At 66.7% G+C, this 14,683-nt stretch carries 9 protein-coding genes; 5 read left to right on the plus strand and 4 right to left on the minus strand.

Features of this window, described 5'->3' with window-relative positions; all coding sequences use genetic code 11:
- The 3 genes from folD to guaA all read left to right on the plus strand — a co-directional run.
- On the plus strand, positions 1-678 hold a 678-nt coding region (gene folD, locus RT456_RS03610; protein ID WP_313342618.1), incomplete at its 5' end, for a bifunctional methylenetetrahydrofolate dehydrogenase/methenyltetrahydrofolate cyclohydrolase FolD.
- A 209-nt stretch (positions 679-887) separates the two neighbouring features.
- The gene (gene guaB / locus RT456_RS03615) at positions 888-2,345 is read left to right on the plus strand and encodes an IMP dehydrogenase (protein ID WP_313342621.1); all 1,458 of its coding nucleotides are present in this window, start codon (positions 888-890) and stop codon (positions 2,343-2,345) included.
- Positions 2,346-2,450: 105 nt separating this feature from the next.
- The gene (guaA, locus tag RT456_RS03620; protein WP_313342624.1) at positions 2,451-4,016 is read left to right on the plus strand and encodes a glutamine-hydrolyzing GMP synthase; all 1,566 of its coding nucleotides are present in this window, start codon (positions 2,451-2,453) and stop codon (positions 4,014-4,016) included.
- A gap of 74 nt (positions 4,017-4,090) precedes the next feature.
- On the opposite strand, the gene RT456_RS03625 is transcribed toward guaA, so the two are convergent.
- Positions 4,091-4,318 (minus strand): hypothetical protein, encoded by a 228-nt coding sequence (locus RT456_RS03625; protein ID WP_313342626.1) that lies wholly within the window; start codon positions 4,316-4,318, stop codon positions 4,091-4,093.
- A gap of 140 nt (positions 4,319-4,458) precedes the next feature.
- Here RT456_RS03625 and RT456_RS03630 point away from each other — a divergent pair, with 140 nt between their 5' ends.
- Positions 4,459-5,046 (plus strand): TetR/AcrR family transcriptional regulator, encoded by a 588-nt coding sequence (locus RT456_RS03630; protein WP_313342629.1) that lies wholly within the window; start codon positions 4,459-4,461, stop codon positions 5,044-5,046.
- A gap of 85 nt (positions 5,047-5,131) precedes the next feature.
- A complete protein-coding gene (locus RT456_RS03635; protein WP_313342631.1) occupies positions 5,132-5,632 on the plus strand; it encodes a hypothetical protein in 501 nt (166 codons plus the stop codon).
- Between the two features lie 13 nt (positions 5,633-5,645).
- Here the strand turns inward: RT456_RS03635 and RT456_RS03640 are convergent, their stop codons facing one another.
- The 3 genes from RT456_RS03640 to RT456_RS03650 form a co-directional block, all read right to left on the minus strand.
- A complete protein-coding gene (locus tag RT456_RS03640) occupies positions 5,646-10,079 on the minus strand; it encodes a response regulator (RefSeq protein ID WP_313342634.1) in 4,434 nt (1,477 codons plus the stop codon).
- Positions 10,076-11,191: a two-component system response regulator gene (locus RT456_RS03645; protein WP_313342636.1), complete on the minus strand. Its 1,116-nt coding sequence runs from the start codon at positions 11,189-11,191 to the stop codon at positions 10,076-10,078. The genes RT456_RS03640 and RT456_RS03645 overlap by 4 nt, the downstream gene beginning before the upstream one ends.
- A gap of 192 nt (positions 11,192-11,383) precedes the next feature.
- A complete protein-coding gene (locus RT456_RS03650; protein ID WP_313342639.1) occupies positions 11,384-14,500 on the minus strand; it encodes a discoidin domain-containing protein in 3,117 nt (1,038 codons plus the stop codon).
- Between the last annotated feature and the right edge of the window lie 183 nt (positions 14,501-14,683).

Below are 14,683 nucleotides of genomic sequence, written 5' to 3' on the forward strand. Positions count from 1 at the left end.
GAGGCGTTCGACTACGATCTGCCGGCGGGCACCACGGAAGCCCAGCTGTTGACCCTGATCGACCAGCTCAACGCCGACCCGAAGATCCACGGCATCCTGGTGCAGCTGCCGCTGCCGGGCATTCCCGACGCCAACCGGCTCATCCACCGCATCGACCCGCGCAAGGACGTGGACGGTTTCCACCCGGAAAACGTCGGCCACCTGGCCCTGCGTGAATTCGGCCTGCGCCCGTGCACCCCGCGCGGCATCACCACGCTGCTGGGCCATACCGACCAGCCGGTGCGCGGCCGCAACGCCACCATCGTCGGGGTCAGCAACCATGTAGGCCGGCCGATGGGCCTGGAGCTGCTGATCGCCGGGTGCACCGTGACCAGCTGCCACAAGTTCACCCCCAAGGACGTGCTGGAACAGGCCGTGCGCAACGCCGACATCCTGGTGGTGGCCGTGGGCCGCCCGGGCATCGTGCCCGGCGAGTGGGTCAAGCCCGGCGCGGTGGTGATCGACGTGGGCATCAACCGCCTGGACGATGGCCGCCTGGTCGGCGACGTGGGCTTCGAGGCCGCCGCCGAACGCGCCAGCTGGATCACCCCGGTTCCGGGCGGGGTAGGGCCGATGACGGTGGCGACCCTGATGCAGAACACGATCGAGGCGGCGGACGCATCAGCGCAATCGCGCTGACGCTCCCGCGGTTTGCTTCGCAAAGCGCGGGCCCCCACTCACCAGCCCCCACGCCCCCGCCGCTTCGCGGCCGCCCCCGAACTTCGGGGGCTTTAATCTTCGGTACGTGAACGGGCGGTCGCGGCGCGACACAGCGTCGCATCCGCCCCCTGCCCATCGGGGCGGAATCAGGGTAAAATGTCGCGCTTCCCCACATCTCGGGTATGCCGATGCTGCGCATCCAGGCTGAAGCGCTTACTTACGACGACGTCTCGCTCGTCCCCGCCCATTCCATCATCCTGCCCAAGGATGTCACCCTGGAAACGCGGCTCACGCGCGACCTGCGGTTGAAGCTTCCGATCCTGTCGGCTGCCATGGATACCGTCACCGAAGCGCGCCTGGCCATCGCCATGGCCCAGCTCGGCGGCATGGGCATCATCCACAAGAACCTGAGCGTGGAGCAGCAGGCCGCCGAAGTGGCCAAGGTCAAGAAGTTCGAGGCCGGCGTCATCCGCGACCCGATCACGGTCGGTCCGGAAACCACCATCCGCGACGTGCTCGCCCTGACCCAGGCGCGCAACATCTCCGGCGTGCCGGTGGTGGACGGCGGTGGCCAGCTGGTCGGCATCGTCACCCACCGTGACATGCGTTTCGAGACCGAGCTGGACGATCCGGTCCGCCACATCATGACCAAGAAGGATCGCCTGATCACGGTCAAGGAAGGCGCCGCATCGGACGAAGTGCTGCAGCTGCTGCACCGCAACCGCATCGAGAAGATCCTGGTGGTCAACGATGATTTCGCCCTGCGTGGCCTGATCACCGTCAAGGACATCCAGAAGAACACCGATTACCCGAACGCTGCCAAGGACATCTCGACCCGCCTGCTGGTCGGTGCCGCGGTAGGCGTCGGTGGCGATACCGATCGCCGCGTCGAAGCACTGGTCGCGGCCGGCGTGGACGTGCTGGTGGTGGACACCGCGCACGGCCACTCGCAGGGTGTGCTGGACCGCGTCAGCTGGGTCAAGAAGCACTTCCCGCAGGTGCAGGTCGTTGGCGGCAACATCTGCACCGGCGAAGCGGCATTGGCGCTGCTGGACAGCGGCGCGGACGCGGTCAAGGTCGGCATCGGTCCGGGCTCGATCTGCACCACGCGCGTGGTCGCCGGAGTCGGCGTGCCGCAGATCACCGCGATCGATCTGGTCGCCGAAGCGCTGCAGGACCGCATCCCGCTCATCGCCGACGGTGGCATCCGCTATTCGGGTGACATCGGCAAGGCGCTGGCCGCCGGTGCGTCCACCATCATGATCGGCGGCCTGCTGGCCGGTACCGAGGAATCGCCCGGTGAGACCGAGCTGTTCCAGGGCCGTTCGTACAAGAGCTACCGCGGCATGGGCTCGCTGGCGGCGATGGAGAAGGGGTCCAAGGACCGCTATTTCCAGGACGCCTCCAGCGCCGACAAGCTGGTCCCCGAAGGCATCGAAGGTCGCGTGCCGTATCGCGGGCCGGTCGGCGGCATCATCCACCAGCTGATGGGCGGCCTGCGCGCCACCATGGGTTACGTGGGCTGCGGCACCATCGAGGACATGCGCAGCAAGCCGAAGTTCGTCAAGATCAGCGGCGCCGGCCAGCGTGAGAGTCACGTCCATGACGTGCAGATCACCAAAGAGCCGCCGAACTACCGCGCCTGATGCGGCATGAGCAAAGAGGAACGAGGAAGCTGATTCCCGTTCCTCTTTCTTTATCTGCCGCTGCTTTCTGTCATCCCGTTTTCATTCCTGCTTTGCCTGGGCGCCATGACCAACATCCATAACGACAAGATCCTCATCCTCGATTTCGGCGCGCAGTACACCCAGCTGATCGCGCGCCGCATCCGCGAGCTCGGCGTGTACTGCGAAATCTGGGCGTGGGACCACAACCCGGCCGAGATTGCCGCGTTCGGTGCCAAGGGCATCATCCTGTCCGGTGGCCCGGAATCGACCACGCTGCCGGACGCGCCCGCCGCGCCGCAGGAAGTGTTCGACAGCGGCCTGCCGATCTTCGGGATCTGCTACGGCATGCAGACCCTGGCCGCTCAGCTCGGTGGCGCAACGGAAGCCGCCGACCAGCGCGAATTCGGCCATGCCGAAGTCAACGTCGTGCACCCCGATGCGCTGTTCAAGGGCCTCAGCGACCACGGCGGCGAGCCGAAGTTGAACGTGTGGATGAGCCACGGCGACCACGTTTCCGTCGCGCCCCCGGGCTTCACCATCACCGCCACCACCGACCGCATTCCGGTGGCTGCGATGGCCAACGAGGAGAAGCGCTGGTACGGCGTGCAGTTCCACCCGGAAGTGACCCACACCCTGCAGGGCCAGGCGCTGCTGCGCCGGTTCGTGGTGGACGTGTGCGGCTGCCAGACGCTGTGGACCGCGGCCAACATCATCGACGACCAGATTGCCCGCGTGCGCGAGCTGGTGGGCGATGACGAAGTGATCCTGGGGCTGTCCGGCGGCGTCGATTCGTCGGTGGTGGCCGCGCTGCTGCACAAGGCGATCGGCGACAAGCTGACCTGCGTGTTCGTCGACACCGGCCTGCTGCGCTGGCAGGAAGGCGACCAGGTGATGGCGATGTTCGCCGAGCACATGGGCGTCAAGGTGATCCGTGTCAACGCGGCCGACCGCTACTTCAGCAAGCTCGAAGGCGTGAGCGATCCGGAAGCCAAGCGCAAGATCATCGGCAACCTGTTCGTGGACATCTTCGATGAAGAATCCACCAAGCTGAAGAACGCCAAGTGGCTGGCGCAGGGCACCATCTACCCCGACGTGATCGAGTCGGCCGGCAGCAAGACCGGCAAGGCCCACGTGATCAAGAGCCACCACAATGTGGGCGGCCTGCCGGAGCACATGAAGCTGGGTCTGGTGGAGCCGCTGCGCGAACTGTTCAAGGACGAAGTGCGCCGCCTCGGCGTCGAACTCGGCCTCCCGCGCAGCATGGTCTATCGCCACCCGTTCCCGGGCCCGGGCCTGGGCGTGCGCATCCTCGGCGAAGTGAAGCGCGAATACGCCGAACTGCTGGCCAAGGCCGATGCGATCTTCATCGACGAACTGCGCAAGGCCGACCTGTACGACAAGACCAGCCAGGCTTTCGCGGTGTTCCTGCCGGTGAAGTCGGTGGGCGTCGTGGGCGATGCACGTGCGTACGAGTGGGTGATCGCGCTGCGCGCGGTGGAAACCATCGACTTCATGACCGCGCATTGGGCGCACCTGCCGTATGACTTCCTGGGCACGGTGAGCAACCGGATCATCAATGAGCTGCGGGGGGTGTCGCGCGTGGTGTATGACATCTCGGGCAAGCCGCCGGCCACGATCGAGTGGGAATGAATCCCACCCGGTAGAGCGGGGCGTTGCCCCGCTGATGCTGGCCGACAAGGGCGCCAAAGGGCGCCCTTGTTTGCTTATGAGCGCCTAATCGTTCGACTGCACTTGAGAAGGGCAAGTGCCGCCCGCGCATCTTTGGTCCGACCAGCAGACACGTCAGCCAACCCCGCGCGTGCGTCCGCCATCAAGTTCAGATGGCTTTGCATTTCGTATCGGATGTCGAGTGCGCGTGGTCCGGCTATCTGCGCGTTGGAATGAGCCTCAGCATCACCGGCATCCGGGTTGGCGCGCAGATCGGTAATCATGGGTCTTCTCAATCTTCCGTAGCCTCGGACAAGCGCTACCGTCGCGGACTTCGACGCCCGCCGCTTCCGTGTTTCCATCGCCGTGTGCCTCAAGCCCTTTACAGTTGACGATCTGCCTACCTACTAGTAGAGTGTAATTCATGCAGCCTGACCTCTCCCCCAAAGCGGCCGAAATCGTCGCCCACGCCCGCACCTTGCTGGAGGCGGGCGGCTACAACGGCTTCAGCTATGCCGATATCTCGGCCAGGGTGAACATCAGCAAGGCCAGCATCCACCATCACTTTCCGAGCAAGGCCGAGCTGGTGCGCACCGTGGTGGCGCTGTACCGCGCGGAGGCCCGCGAGGGCCTGGCGATGCTGGACAGGCAGCTGGGCGACCCGCTGAAGGAACTCAATGCCTACGTCGGCTACTGGTCCAGCTGCATCACCGGCGGCACGGCGTCGTTCTGCATCTGCGCCATGCTGGCGGCAGAGTCGCCGATGATTCCGGCGGAGATTGCCGACGAAGTGCGCGGCCACTTCGAGGATCTCAGTGGCTGGTTGACCGCTACGTTGGAGAAAGGCGTCGCGCAGGGGCAGTTCCAGCTGCAGGGCGCCGCGTCGGATGAGGCCAAGGCCTTCATGGCGTCGGTGCATGGGGCCATGCTGGCTGCGCGCGGGTTTGGGGATGCGCAGACGTTCGTGGCCCTTGCGCGGCTGTCGGTTGCCCGGGTGACTGCACGGCATTGAATCGTTTTTCGTAAGCCCGCGTCGCGCGGGCTTTTTCATGACCATCGCGCCTACCTACTAGTAGGTTACATCGAGGATTCCTCCCATGACACATCCGCTCTCGGCACTCGGTGTACTGCACACCGCCATCAGCCTCATCCCCGTGCTTGCCGGTCTGTACGGCTTCGTGCGCCACCGGAAGATTGACCCCGCCAACGGGGCCGGCAAGCTCTATCTGGTCGGCCTGGTGCTGGCGGTGGCGACCTCGTTCACCGTCTCCAGCACCGGCGGCCTCAATCCTGGCCATGCCTTTGGCATCGTGGTGCTGCTGGTGGCGTTCGGTGGGGTACTGGTGAACCGGATCGGATTTCTTGGCCTGCTTCGGCCGTACCTTTCCGCCTTCGCGCTTTCCTTCAGCTTCCTGCTCGGCCTGGTGCCTGCGGTCAACGAATCGCTGACCCGACTCCCGGTTTCGCACCCGCTGGCCGCCGCGCCGATGGCGCCAGTAGTGCTGCAGACGCTGCTGGGTTGCTTCGTCGTTTTCCTCATCTGTTTCGCCGTGCAGAGTTGGATGATCCACACACGCAACACGCGCAAGTTGCTTTGATTCATCCGGACCGTCACGGCGCAGCCGGACGCGTCAACGCATCCAGGCGCTCCAGCGCGTCGCTGAAACGAATCGCGTCGACCAGGCGGGCCACCGGGGTCAGTGCAGCGGCCAATGGGTTGCCGTCTGCTTGCAGCTGATCACGGAGACGTTCGAACACGTCCTGCGCGTCGGCATCGTTTTCCACCAGCAGGCTGCGCAACCCCGCCAGCAGCTCGGCCGCCGCAGGGCTGGGCGGGTCGGCTGCCTCGCGGTCGCCGGCCTTGGCCAGGACGGGCGCGCTGCTGCTTCCGTCGAGCCCCGCAGCATGGATGGCGTCGAGGACCGGCTGCAAACCAGCCACGGTCTCGGCCAGGAGCGCGTCGATCTGATCATCGCCGGCGTTGTCCACGCATGCCTCTTCCAACCGGCCTGCCGCTTCCGCAACGTCGTGGGCGCCAACGGTACCCGCCGATCCGCGCAGGGTGTGCGCATGGCGCATCACGGCCTCGGCATCATGTTCGTGCCGCGCCTTCGCAAACCGGTCCGTGAAACTGGCGTTCTCGGTGTGGAACAGACCCAGCAGGCGACGGTAGAAGGTGACGTCGTTATCGATGCTCGACAGCGTCGAGACCACGTCGATTCCGCTGATGGCGGGGAAGTCCGCCACTGGCTGAGCGCTGGCGCGCGGGGCAGTCACGCCCTTCGGAGGTGCCGCCGCGCGGATCCACTTTGCCATGCAGGCGAACATCACCTCCACGCGCAGCGGCTTGGCGATATGGTCGACCATGCCGGCGGCAAGCACCTTCTCGCGGTCACCGGCCATCGCGTTGGCGGTCATCGCGATGATGGGCAGGTGCTGGAATGCCGGCTGCGCGCGCAGCCGGCGCGTTGCTTCGTAGCCGTCCATCACCGGCATCTGGCAGTCCATCAGCACGCCATCGAAGGACGGGTCGCGCGCGAGGATGTCCAAGGCCTCCTGGCCGTTGACCGCCAGTACGACCTCGATGCCGGCCTGGCGCAGGAACTCCAGCGCGACTTCCTGGTTCAGTTCGTTGTCTTCCACCAACAGCACGCGCGAACCCCGCAGATGCTCGACGTGGGTGGACGGCTGCGATGCTCTCACCTCCGCGCGGCTGTCGGCGAAGCTGCCCGCGCCCAGTGCCTGGCCAATGGCCTCCAGCAGCGTCGAGGAGGTGACCGGCTTGGTCAGCGTGCCCTTCAGGCGCGCGCCCGTGGCCTCCGCTTCGGCCATCGCCTCGTCACGCCCGAACGCGGTCACCATGATGACTGCCGGCGCATCGCCCGCGTTGAGCGACTGCAGCTGGCGAACGACTTCCACGCCGTCCATCGCCGGCATCTTCCAGTCCATCAGTACCAGGTCGTAGGCGATGCGCTTGGCGTGCGCCTGGCGCACCATCCGCAACCCCTGCGCACCGTTGCGCGCGGTCTGGACCTCCAGCCCGAACTGCCTGGCCATGGTCGACAGGATCTCGCGTGCCGCCGCATTGTCGTCCACCACCAGCACCCGCAGTCCCTGCAGCTCTTCGGCACGGAACACGCGGCGCGGGGCAGGGTTGGCCTGCAGGCCGAAGTGGGCATGAAAGTGGAAGGTCGAGCCCTCGCCCGGGGCGCTCTCCACCCAGATCCTGCCGCCCATCAACTCCACCAGTGTGCGCGAGATCGCCAGCCCCAGGCCCGTCCCGCCGTACTTGCGGGTGGTGGAACCGTCGGCCTGGCTGAAGGACTGGAACATCCGCGCGCACTGCTCGGGCGTCATGCCGATGCCGGTGTCCTTGACCCAGAAATGCAGCTCGGTGCGGTCGGGGGCCTGAGCAACGGTCTCAATGCCAAGAATCACCTCGCCGTGCTCGGTGAACTTGATGGCATTGCTGCACAGGTTGAGCAGGACCTGGCCCAGGCGCAGCGCGTCGCCCACCAACGCGGTGGGCACATCGGCGGCACAGCTGAACAGCAGCTCCAGGCCTCTGTCCTCGGCCTTCATCGAGACCAGGTTGGCCACGTGGTCGAGCACTTCCTCCAACCGGAAGTCGACCTGTTCCATGCCCATCTTGCCAGCCTCGATCTTGGAGAAATCGAGGATGTCGTTGATGATCCCGAGCAGTGCTTCCGCCGAGCGGTTCACCTTTTCGATGTAGTTGCGCTGCCGGGGTGCCAGCTCGGTCTGCAATGCCAGGTGCGACATCCCGATGATGGCGTTCATGGGGGTGCGGATCTCATGGCTCATGTTGGCCAGGAACTCGCTCTTGGCCTGCGTGGCCTCTTCGGCAGCCTCCTTGGCCAGGTGCGTTTCATCCTCCAGCTGCCTGCGCCCGGTGACGTCCTGGTGGATGCCCACCAGGCGCAATGCGCGGCCACTGGCATCGCGCTCGGTGGCGCGACCCAGCGAATGGATCCAGCGCCACTCGCCGGAGCGTGCCTTCAGCCGGAACTGCGCGTCGAAGTCGGGCGCGTGCGGGTCGTTGATGTAGTCCTCGAACTGCCGGTGGACCTCGACGCTGTCCTGCGGATGCAGCATGTCGTTCCACGCGCGGGCGGCACCGCCGGCCGCGATGAGTTCCTCCAGGGTGTAGCCCAGCATCTCGGCCCAGATGGCGTTGACCTCGCTGGTGGCGCTGGCCACATCCCAGTCCCACAGCCCCAGGTTGCCGCCGCGCAGCGCGAAGCCAAGCCGCTGTTCGGTGGCGCGCAGGCGGGTGACATCGCGCACCGCCGCGCACACGCAGACGCCGGTGCCGCCAAGATCGGGCAGCCGCGACAGACCCACGTCGATGGGGAACTCGCTGCCGTCCCTGCGGCGGCCGGTCAGCGCAGTGCTGCGCACGGCCATGGAGCGCGCGCCACCGGCATGCATGAATCCTTCGCGCAGCTTGGGGTGGGCGGCGCGCACTGCGTCCGGCACCAGCTGCTCGATGAAGCGTCCGTGCAGCTCACCACTGTCGTAGCCGAACATGGCCTCCAGTTGCGGGTTGACCATGGTGATCCGTCCATCCGGACCCGCCACCAGCATGCCGTCAGGCGATGAGTCGAAGATGCCGCGGTACCACGCCTCGGTGGCCTCGATCGCATCCTTCTGCGCGGCCAGTTCGGTGGCCTGGGTTTCCAGTTCCGTCGCCTGTTCGCGGGTTTCCTCGAGCAGCAGTCGGGTGGCTTCGCCGCGTTCGATGATTTCCAGGTTGCCTGCAAGCACCGGCAACGCCGCGTCCAGCAATGCCTGCCGCGCGCGCGTCGGCAGTTCCAGGCTGGCGATCTCCAGCACGCCGATCAGGCGGTCACCGCGCAGCAGGGGAGTGATGCTCACCGATCGTGCCGCTGATTGACCCAGTGCGGAGCCGATGCGCAGGTAGTCGGCAGGCGGTTCGGTCAGCACGGTCGGCGCACGAGTGACGGCGCATTGCCCGGCGAGGCCTTCGCCCAGACCGATGTAGTGCCCGGGTGCGGCGTGGTCAAGCGTGGCGAACCCCGACAGCAGGCGCAGCCTTTGGTTTGCAGGCTCGTGGATGTACAGGGCTCCGCGGCCGATGCCCAGCAGGGGGGCCATGAAGGCGAAGAAGATGCTGGCGAGTTCTTCGCTCGTGGTGGCAACCTGCAGTTCGGTGGAGAGTGATGCCGATGACGCCTTGACCCAGCGCTGCTCGTCCAGCTCGCGCGCACCTACCTGCAGGACGGCCACCGCGCGGGCCAGGGCACCGATGTCGTTCGGGTACGCGGTATGCGGTACTTCGTGCTGCAGGTCGCCTGCCGCGATCCGCTCCACCGCCTTGCGCAGCTCGATGGCGGGGATGCCGATGGAACGCGTGATCAGCCACGCGAACAACGTGCTGAACAGGCCGCCCAGCACCAGGATGCCCAGTACCCACAGTTTGGTCCGGGCGGCCAGGTTCTGCACCTGCTGCAGCGAGGCGCGCGCGCCTTCTTCCTTGGTGATGACGACCGCTTCCATGGCGCTGGCCACTGCGTCGCCCATGCGCGCGAACTCACGGCTCGACACCCGTTCCCGCGCTTCCTCAAGCCTGCCTTGAGCGGCTGTCTCCAAAACCTGGGCCACGTTCTGGCGGTAGGCGGCATAGCCTCGCCTGAAGCTGGCCAGATGCTGGCGGTTGCTGTCGCGGAAGATGCGCCCCTCGAGGGCGTCCAGCTCGCGCTGCAGATGCGTATGCTCGTTCTCTATCTCCTGCGTGGCCAAACGCTGCAACGCGGGATCGGCGGTGAGCAGCGCCTGGCGCAGATGGCGCCCCATCGTTGCGTAGTGGAACTGCACCGCGCGTGCGTTGGAGACGCCCTGCAGGTCCTTTTCATACATGACCTGGATTTCCGTGCCGAGCCTGCCCAGCGCTTGGACACCAAGGATGCCCAGCGCGATGGCCAGCAACAGCATCACCGAAAACGCGGTCGCCAGCTTGTTGCCCAGTGACGCCCGCTGGAGGTAGCGGGTCAGCATGTTCATGCCTCAGCCGCCTTGTCTTCGAACTGAGCGGAAATGCGCTGGAATTCCGGAAGGAGTTGCAGGAAGGCGTCGAGGATGTCCGGATCGAAGTGGGTGCCGCGGCCCTCGCGCATGAGGGCCACCGCTTCGTCGTGGGGCATCGCCGTTTTATAGACGCGGCGGCTGAGCAGCGCGTCATACACATCGGCAACGGCCATGATCCGCGCTGACAGCGGGATCGCCTCGCCAGCCAGGCCTTGCGGGTAGCCGCTGCCGTCCCACTTCTCCTGATGTCCGTAGGCGATCTCCTTGGCATAGGCCAGGAAGGGCACCGGCATGCCCAGCGCATCTTCGGCATGCTGGATCGTGTCGCGCCCCAGCGTGGTGTGCGTTTTCATGATCTCGAACTCGTGCGGCTCGAAGCGCCCGGGTTTGAGCAGGATGCTGTCCGGGATGCCGACCTTGCCGATGTCATGCAGGGGCGCGGACTTGAACAGGATGTCGATGGTGGCGTCGTCCAGCTGCGCGCGGAAGCGCGGGTGCTCACGCAGCGCGATCGCCAGTGCACGGACATAATGCTGGGTGCGGCGGATATGGTTGCCGGTTTCGTTGTCGCGCGTTTCTGCGAGCGAGGCCATGGCATGGATGGTGACGTCCTGGATCGCGGTGATCTCGCGCGTCCGCCGTTGCACCTCGGCCTCCAGGAACTGGTTCTGGTCGCGCAGAAAGTCCGCCCCCGCCTTGGCCTGCAGCTGCGTGGCGACCCGGGCGACCAGCAGGGGAGGGTTGATGGGTTTTGTAATGAAATCCGCCGCGCCGAGTTCCAGCCCCTTTCTCTCGTCCTCGGTTCCGGCCATGGCGGTCAGAAAGATGATGGGTATATGCCGGGTACCCGGTGAAGCCTTCAGCGCCCTGCAGACATCGTGCCCGGACAGGCCGGGCATCATCACATCGAGCAGGATCAGATCGGGAAGCGGGCCCGACCGTATGGTTTCCAGGGCGGCCTCGCCGGAGCTGGCCATTTTGATCCGGTACTTGCTCTTCAGCAGGCCGGAGATAAGCCAGAGATTCTCGGGGGAGTCGTCGACAGCGAGTATGGTGGGGCGGGCCGGCGCGTCCATGGAGGTTTGCATTGCCCACTCCCCAGTCCATTTTCGGCACTATCTCCCAGCGCGAGGCATGCGTGCAAGTACCTGCCGGCGGCTGGGGGTCCGCGCCTCACGAGGAGCGGGACTCCCCGCGCGCACAGGCGTCCCACCGCCCAGCCGGGATTACCCGACCTGTAGAGCCCGGCCATGCCTGGCTGGACTGCCCGGTTCAAACGATCACCAGGTGGCCTCAAGCGTCCGGAACGGCTTGCCCAGCAACACGCCCTGCGCATCGAAATCCTTCACCGCGCGGCCATCGACGCGTACGGTTTTGGGCAATGCCCGGTTCGGCCACCACACCCGCACCGCCGTGCCGGCGCGCAGGCCCTTGCCCAGCGTAAGCGTGAGCGTGCCATCGCGCTGCGCGGCCTGCATCTGCAGCGTGCCGAAGGCGGTGGGCAACCGCTCCACGGCCAGCCCATCGCCCAAGAGCCATGACGGCGGCGTCCCCGGCAGCAGCGACAGCGCGTCATCGTCCTCGCGCATCAGCATGCCGAACAGGGTGCGGCCATACTCCGCGCCGATCCACGTATGCGGCATGTCGCCCAGGTAACGCGGGAAGCGCAGCCGTGAATGCACCACCTCGGCCAGCACCTGCCACTCGAGCGGGCGACGGTCCTTCAGCAGGCCCTGCAGCAGTTCGTCGGCCGCCTCGGGTTGGTCAAGATGCACGTAGCTGAGCACGTTGCGGATTTCATAGGGCGTGTAGGCGTATAGATCACCCGGCTGGCTGCGCTTGCGTACGTCGTCCAGATAGCGCGCGAAGGTGGTGCGCAGTGCCTGCGCCGGCAGCACGTCCTGCGCGCCGGTGGGGTCCAGTGCAATGGACACGCCGGTGGGGTCACCATCGCCCAGATCGGCGGACGAGGGAATGAAGTCGATGCCCTTCCACGCCATGGTGGCGCGGATCGACGCCGCCAGCGCGTCGTGCAGGAGGCGGTACTGTTCGCGCGCCCACGCCGCGGTTTGGTGATCGCCCAGCGACTCGGCCAGCCAGGCGCCGTCGTGCCAGCCCTTCAGGCCCCAGTAGTCATCCCAGTAGCTGTGGGTGGGCGAGGGATAGCCTTCATGGCTGATCGAAGGCGCAAGAATGCCGGCAAACCGTTCCGGCGACGGCCGGTCGGCCATGTAGCCGGGCACCAGCGTGCGCTCGCGCAGTTCCTGCAGGAAGCGCATGGCGGCCTTCACCTTGGGCAGGTAGGCGCGCACCGATTCCGGCCCGCCATCCAGGCGCGCGACATCGGCGACCAGGGCGATGTACTGGCCTTGGCTGTCGTATTCGATGTCCGAGCCGAACCCGGTGTTGACGCTGCCGTCGTTGTTGAGGATGGGCGAGACCAGTCCGTTGGCGTGCACGCCGTGTTCGCTGTACCAGGCGAGGTAGTCGCGCGCCACCTTGGATTCGCCCATGCGCAGCAGCACCGCCGAGGTGGCCATGCCATCGCGGATGAAGGAGCGGTTGTAATTGCGCGGGCCGGGCTGCATCGCCGGGCCGGTCTGGTTGATCAGCATGTACGCCGCCTGGGCGCGCAACATGTCCACCAGCGAGGGGTCGGGAAAGCGCAGCCCGACCTGGCCGAGTCGCTGCTGCCAGTCGTTGGAGACGCGGCTGGCCAAGGCCTCGAAGAGGGCGTTTGGATCATGCGCGCTGTTGCCGAGTGCGAGCGGCGGCGCCTCGGGCAGCACGCCGTGCGCGTCTGCCGCCGCCTTGCCGAGCGGGAAGGCGACGACCACCGAGCGGCTGGCCCCCGGCGCGAGCTGGACGCGATAGGCGAGCGCCGCCGCCGCCATGCCGTCCGGATCCTCTGCGTGCTGCGTAGTGGGCAGCACGCCGGCGGCGATCGCGGCCGTGATCTCGCTGCTGCCGTCGGTGCCGAAGGGGGCGGCTCCCGAAGCATCGATGGGGGTCAGCGACTGCAGCAGCGTGCGGCCATTGACGCGCACCGACGTTCCGTCCACCTCCACCGCGCGGATCGGTGAGAGACCCCCGTTCTGCCATGGCGGATTCATCTGCATGGGCCGCACGGCGAGGGTGAGGTTGCCTTCCACCGGGGTGGTGCCGGTGTTGTGCAGGCGATGGCGCACCAAAGTCACCGGCTGTCCGCCGATCTCCACCGCGAAGGCGTCGCTCTCCAGTTCCAGCCCCGGTTGCGGCGACCATGTGGCCGAAGGCATCGGCTTCCAGCCATCGCGCAGTGCGTGGCGAACCCGCTTGTCGGACGCCGCGGCGGTAGTGCCATCGGCATTGCGCCAGATCGGCTGGACCAGCGGTGCGCCCTTGAAGGCTTCGATGTTGCCGTACTCGTCGAAGATGGATTTCTGCAGGCCGCCATGCACACCCACGGCGGTCCAATAGGTCTGCTGCATATGCAGCGAGGCCGGGAACAGTGCGTGCTGCGCCCCCGTGGCGGCGATCTGGTAGCGCTTCATCGGCGTCATCACCGCCGCTGGGCCAAGCAGGCGCAGCCGGGCGATCTGCGGGCTGCCGCCGTCGACCGTGAGCCGCAGCGCGTGCGCGGTGATCGGCACCGCACCTGCCAACCAGCTCTGACTGCGGCTGCCGGCCTGCGGGTCGCGCGCCAGCTCGGTCCAGTGACCCTGGCCGTCCTGCACCTGCAGGCGGGCCGCGCCATGCGCACCCGCCCACTCCACGGCCAGGCCGGTGGTGGGCTGGGCATGCAACAGCGCGATATCGAGGGTGTGGGAGGTGCCGGTGCCGGGGGGAACCGCTACCGGAGGACCGCCTTGCCACAGCGTCGCTGCCTGGGTCGCATCCAACCCGGAAATGCGTGCGCCTGCGCCAGCGTCCAACGGCTCCAGCTCGAAGATGGACACGCCCCAGTCCGAGGTGCGCGCAGGACTGGCCAGGCGCAGGTAGCGTACCTGCCGGGGCGCGAAGTACAGCGTCTCGATGCCGCCGAGCGAGTCGCCCATGGTGTACGCGGTCTGCCAGTGCGCGCCGTCCAGCGAGGTCTGCAGGCTGTATCCCTCGGGATTGGAGACGTCCCAGGTGAGGCGCGCGCCGGCCAACGTGGCGGCGCTGCCGAGATCGATCTGGAACCAGTGGCCGGGGCTGAAGGCGCCGCCGGTAACGGTCTTGGGGTCGCCATCGATGAGGTGGCTGACCGCCATGGCCGGCACCTGCTGCGACGAACTGCTGGCCTGCCACTGGCTGCGAGGCGGCAGTTGCTGGGCGAAACAACCGGCGGCCAGGGTCAGGGCAGGGAGGAGCAGCGCGAAGGCCCTGCGGCGGGGACGTCGCGAAGCCGTACGGCGATCAACGGGCAACACCATCGATGCATCCTCACTTCATGCAGCCTCCCATTGAGGCGGCCACACGCTAACAGGGGGTGTAACCGGTTACATGACGCATCGCAATATCGCGGCGCAGGATCAGGCGACACACCTGGAGGGGAGGGTGGGCGACATTCGTGGCCAAGGAGGGGGCAGCGCCTGCTGCCTGCCACGCTGGACGCG

Source organism: Stenotrophomonas sp. (assembly GCF_032099025.1).
Taxonomy (GTDB): domain Bacteria; phylum Pseudomonadota; class Gammaproteobacteria; order Xanthomonadales; family Xanthomonadaceae; genus Stenotrophomonas.

Excerpts from the sequence above, each read along its gene's own strand:
- guaB (WP_313342621.1), top strand. The coding sequence starts at position 888 with ATGCTGCGCATCCAGGCTGAAGCGCTTACTTACGACGACGTCTCGCTC.
- guaA (WP_313342624.1), top strand. The coding sequence starts at position 2,451 with ATGACCAACATCCATAACGACAAGATCCTCATCCTCGATTTCGGCGCG.
- RT456_RS03625 (WP_313342626.1), bottom strand. The coding sequence starts at position 4,318 with ATGATTACCGATCTGCGCGCCAACCCGGATGCCGGTGATGCTGAGGCT.
- RT456_RS03630 (WP_313342629.1), top strand. The coding sequence starts at position 4,459 with ATGCAGCCTGACCTCTCCCCCAAAGCGGCCGAAATCGTCGCCCACGCC.
- RT456_RS03635 (WP_313342631.1), top strand. The coding sequence starts at position 5,132 with ATGACACATCCGCTCTCGGCACTCGGTGTACTGCACACCGCCATCAGC.
- RT456_RS03640 (WP_313342634.1), bottom strand. The coding sequence starts at position 10,079 with ATGAACATGCTGACCCGCTACCTCCAGCGGGCGTCACTGGGCAACAAG.
- RT456_RS03645 (WP_313342636.1), bottom strand. The coding sequence starts at position 11,191 with ATGCAAACCTCCATGGACGCGCCGGCCCGCCCCACCATACTCGCTGTC.
- RT456_RS03650 (WP_313342639.1), bottom strand. The coding sequence starts at position 14,500 with ATGGTGTTGCCCGTTGATCGCCGTACGGCTTCGCGACGTCCCCGCCGC.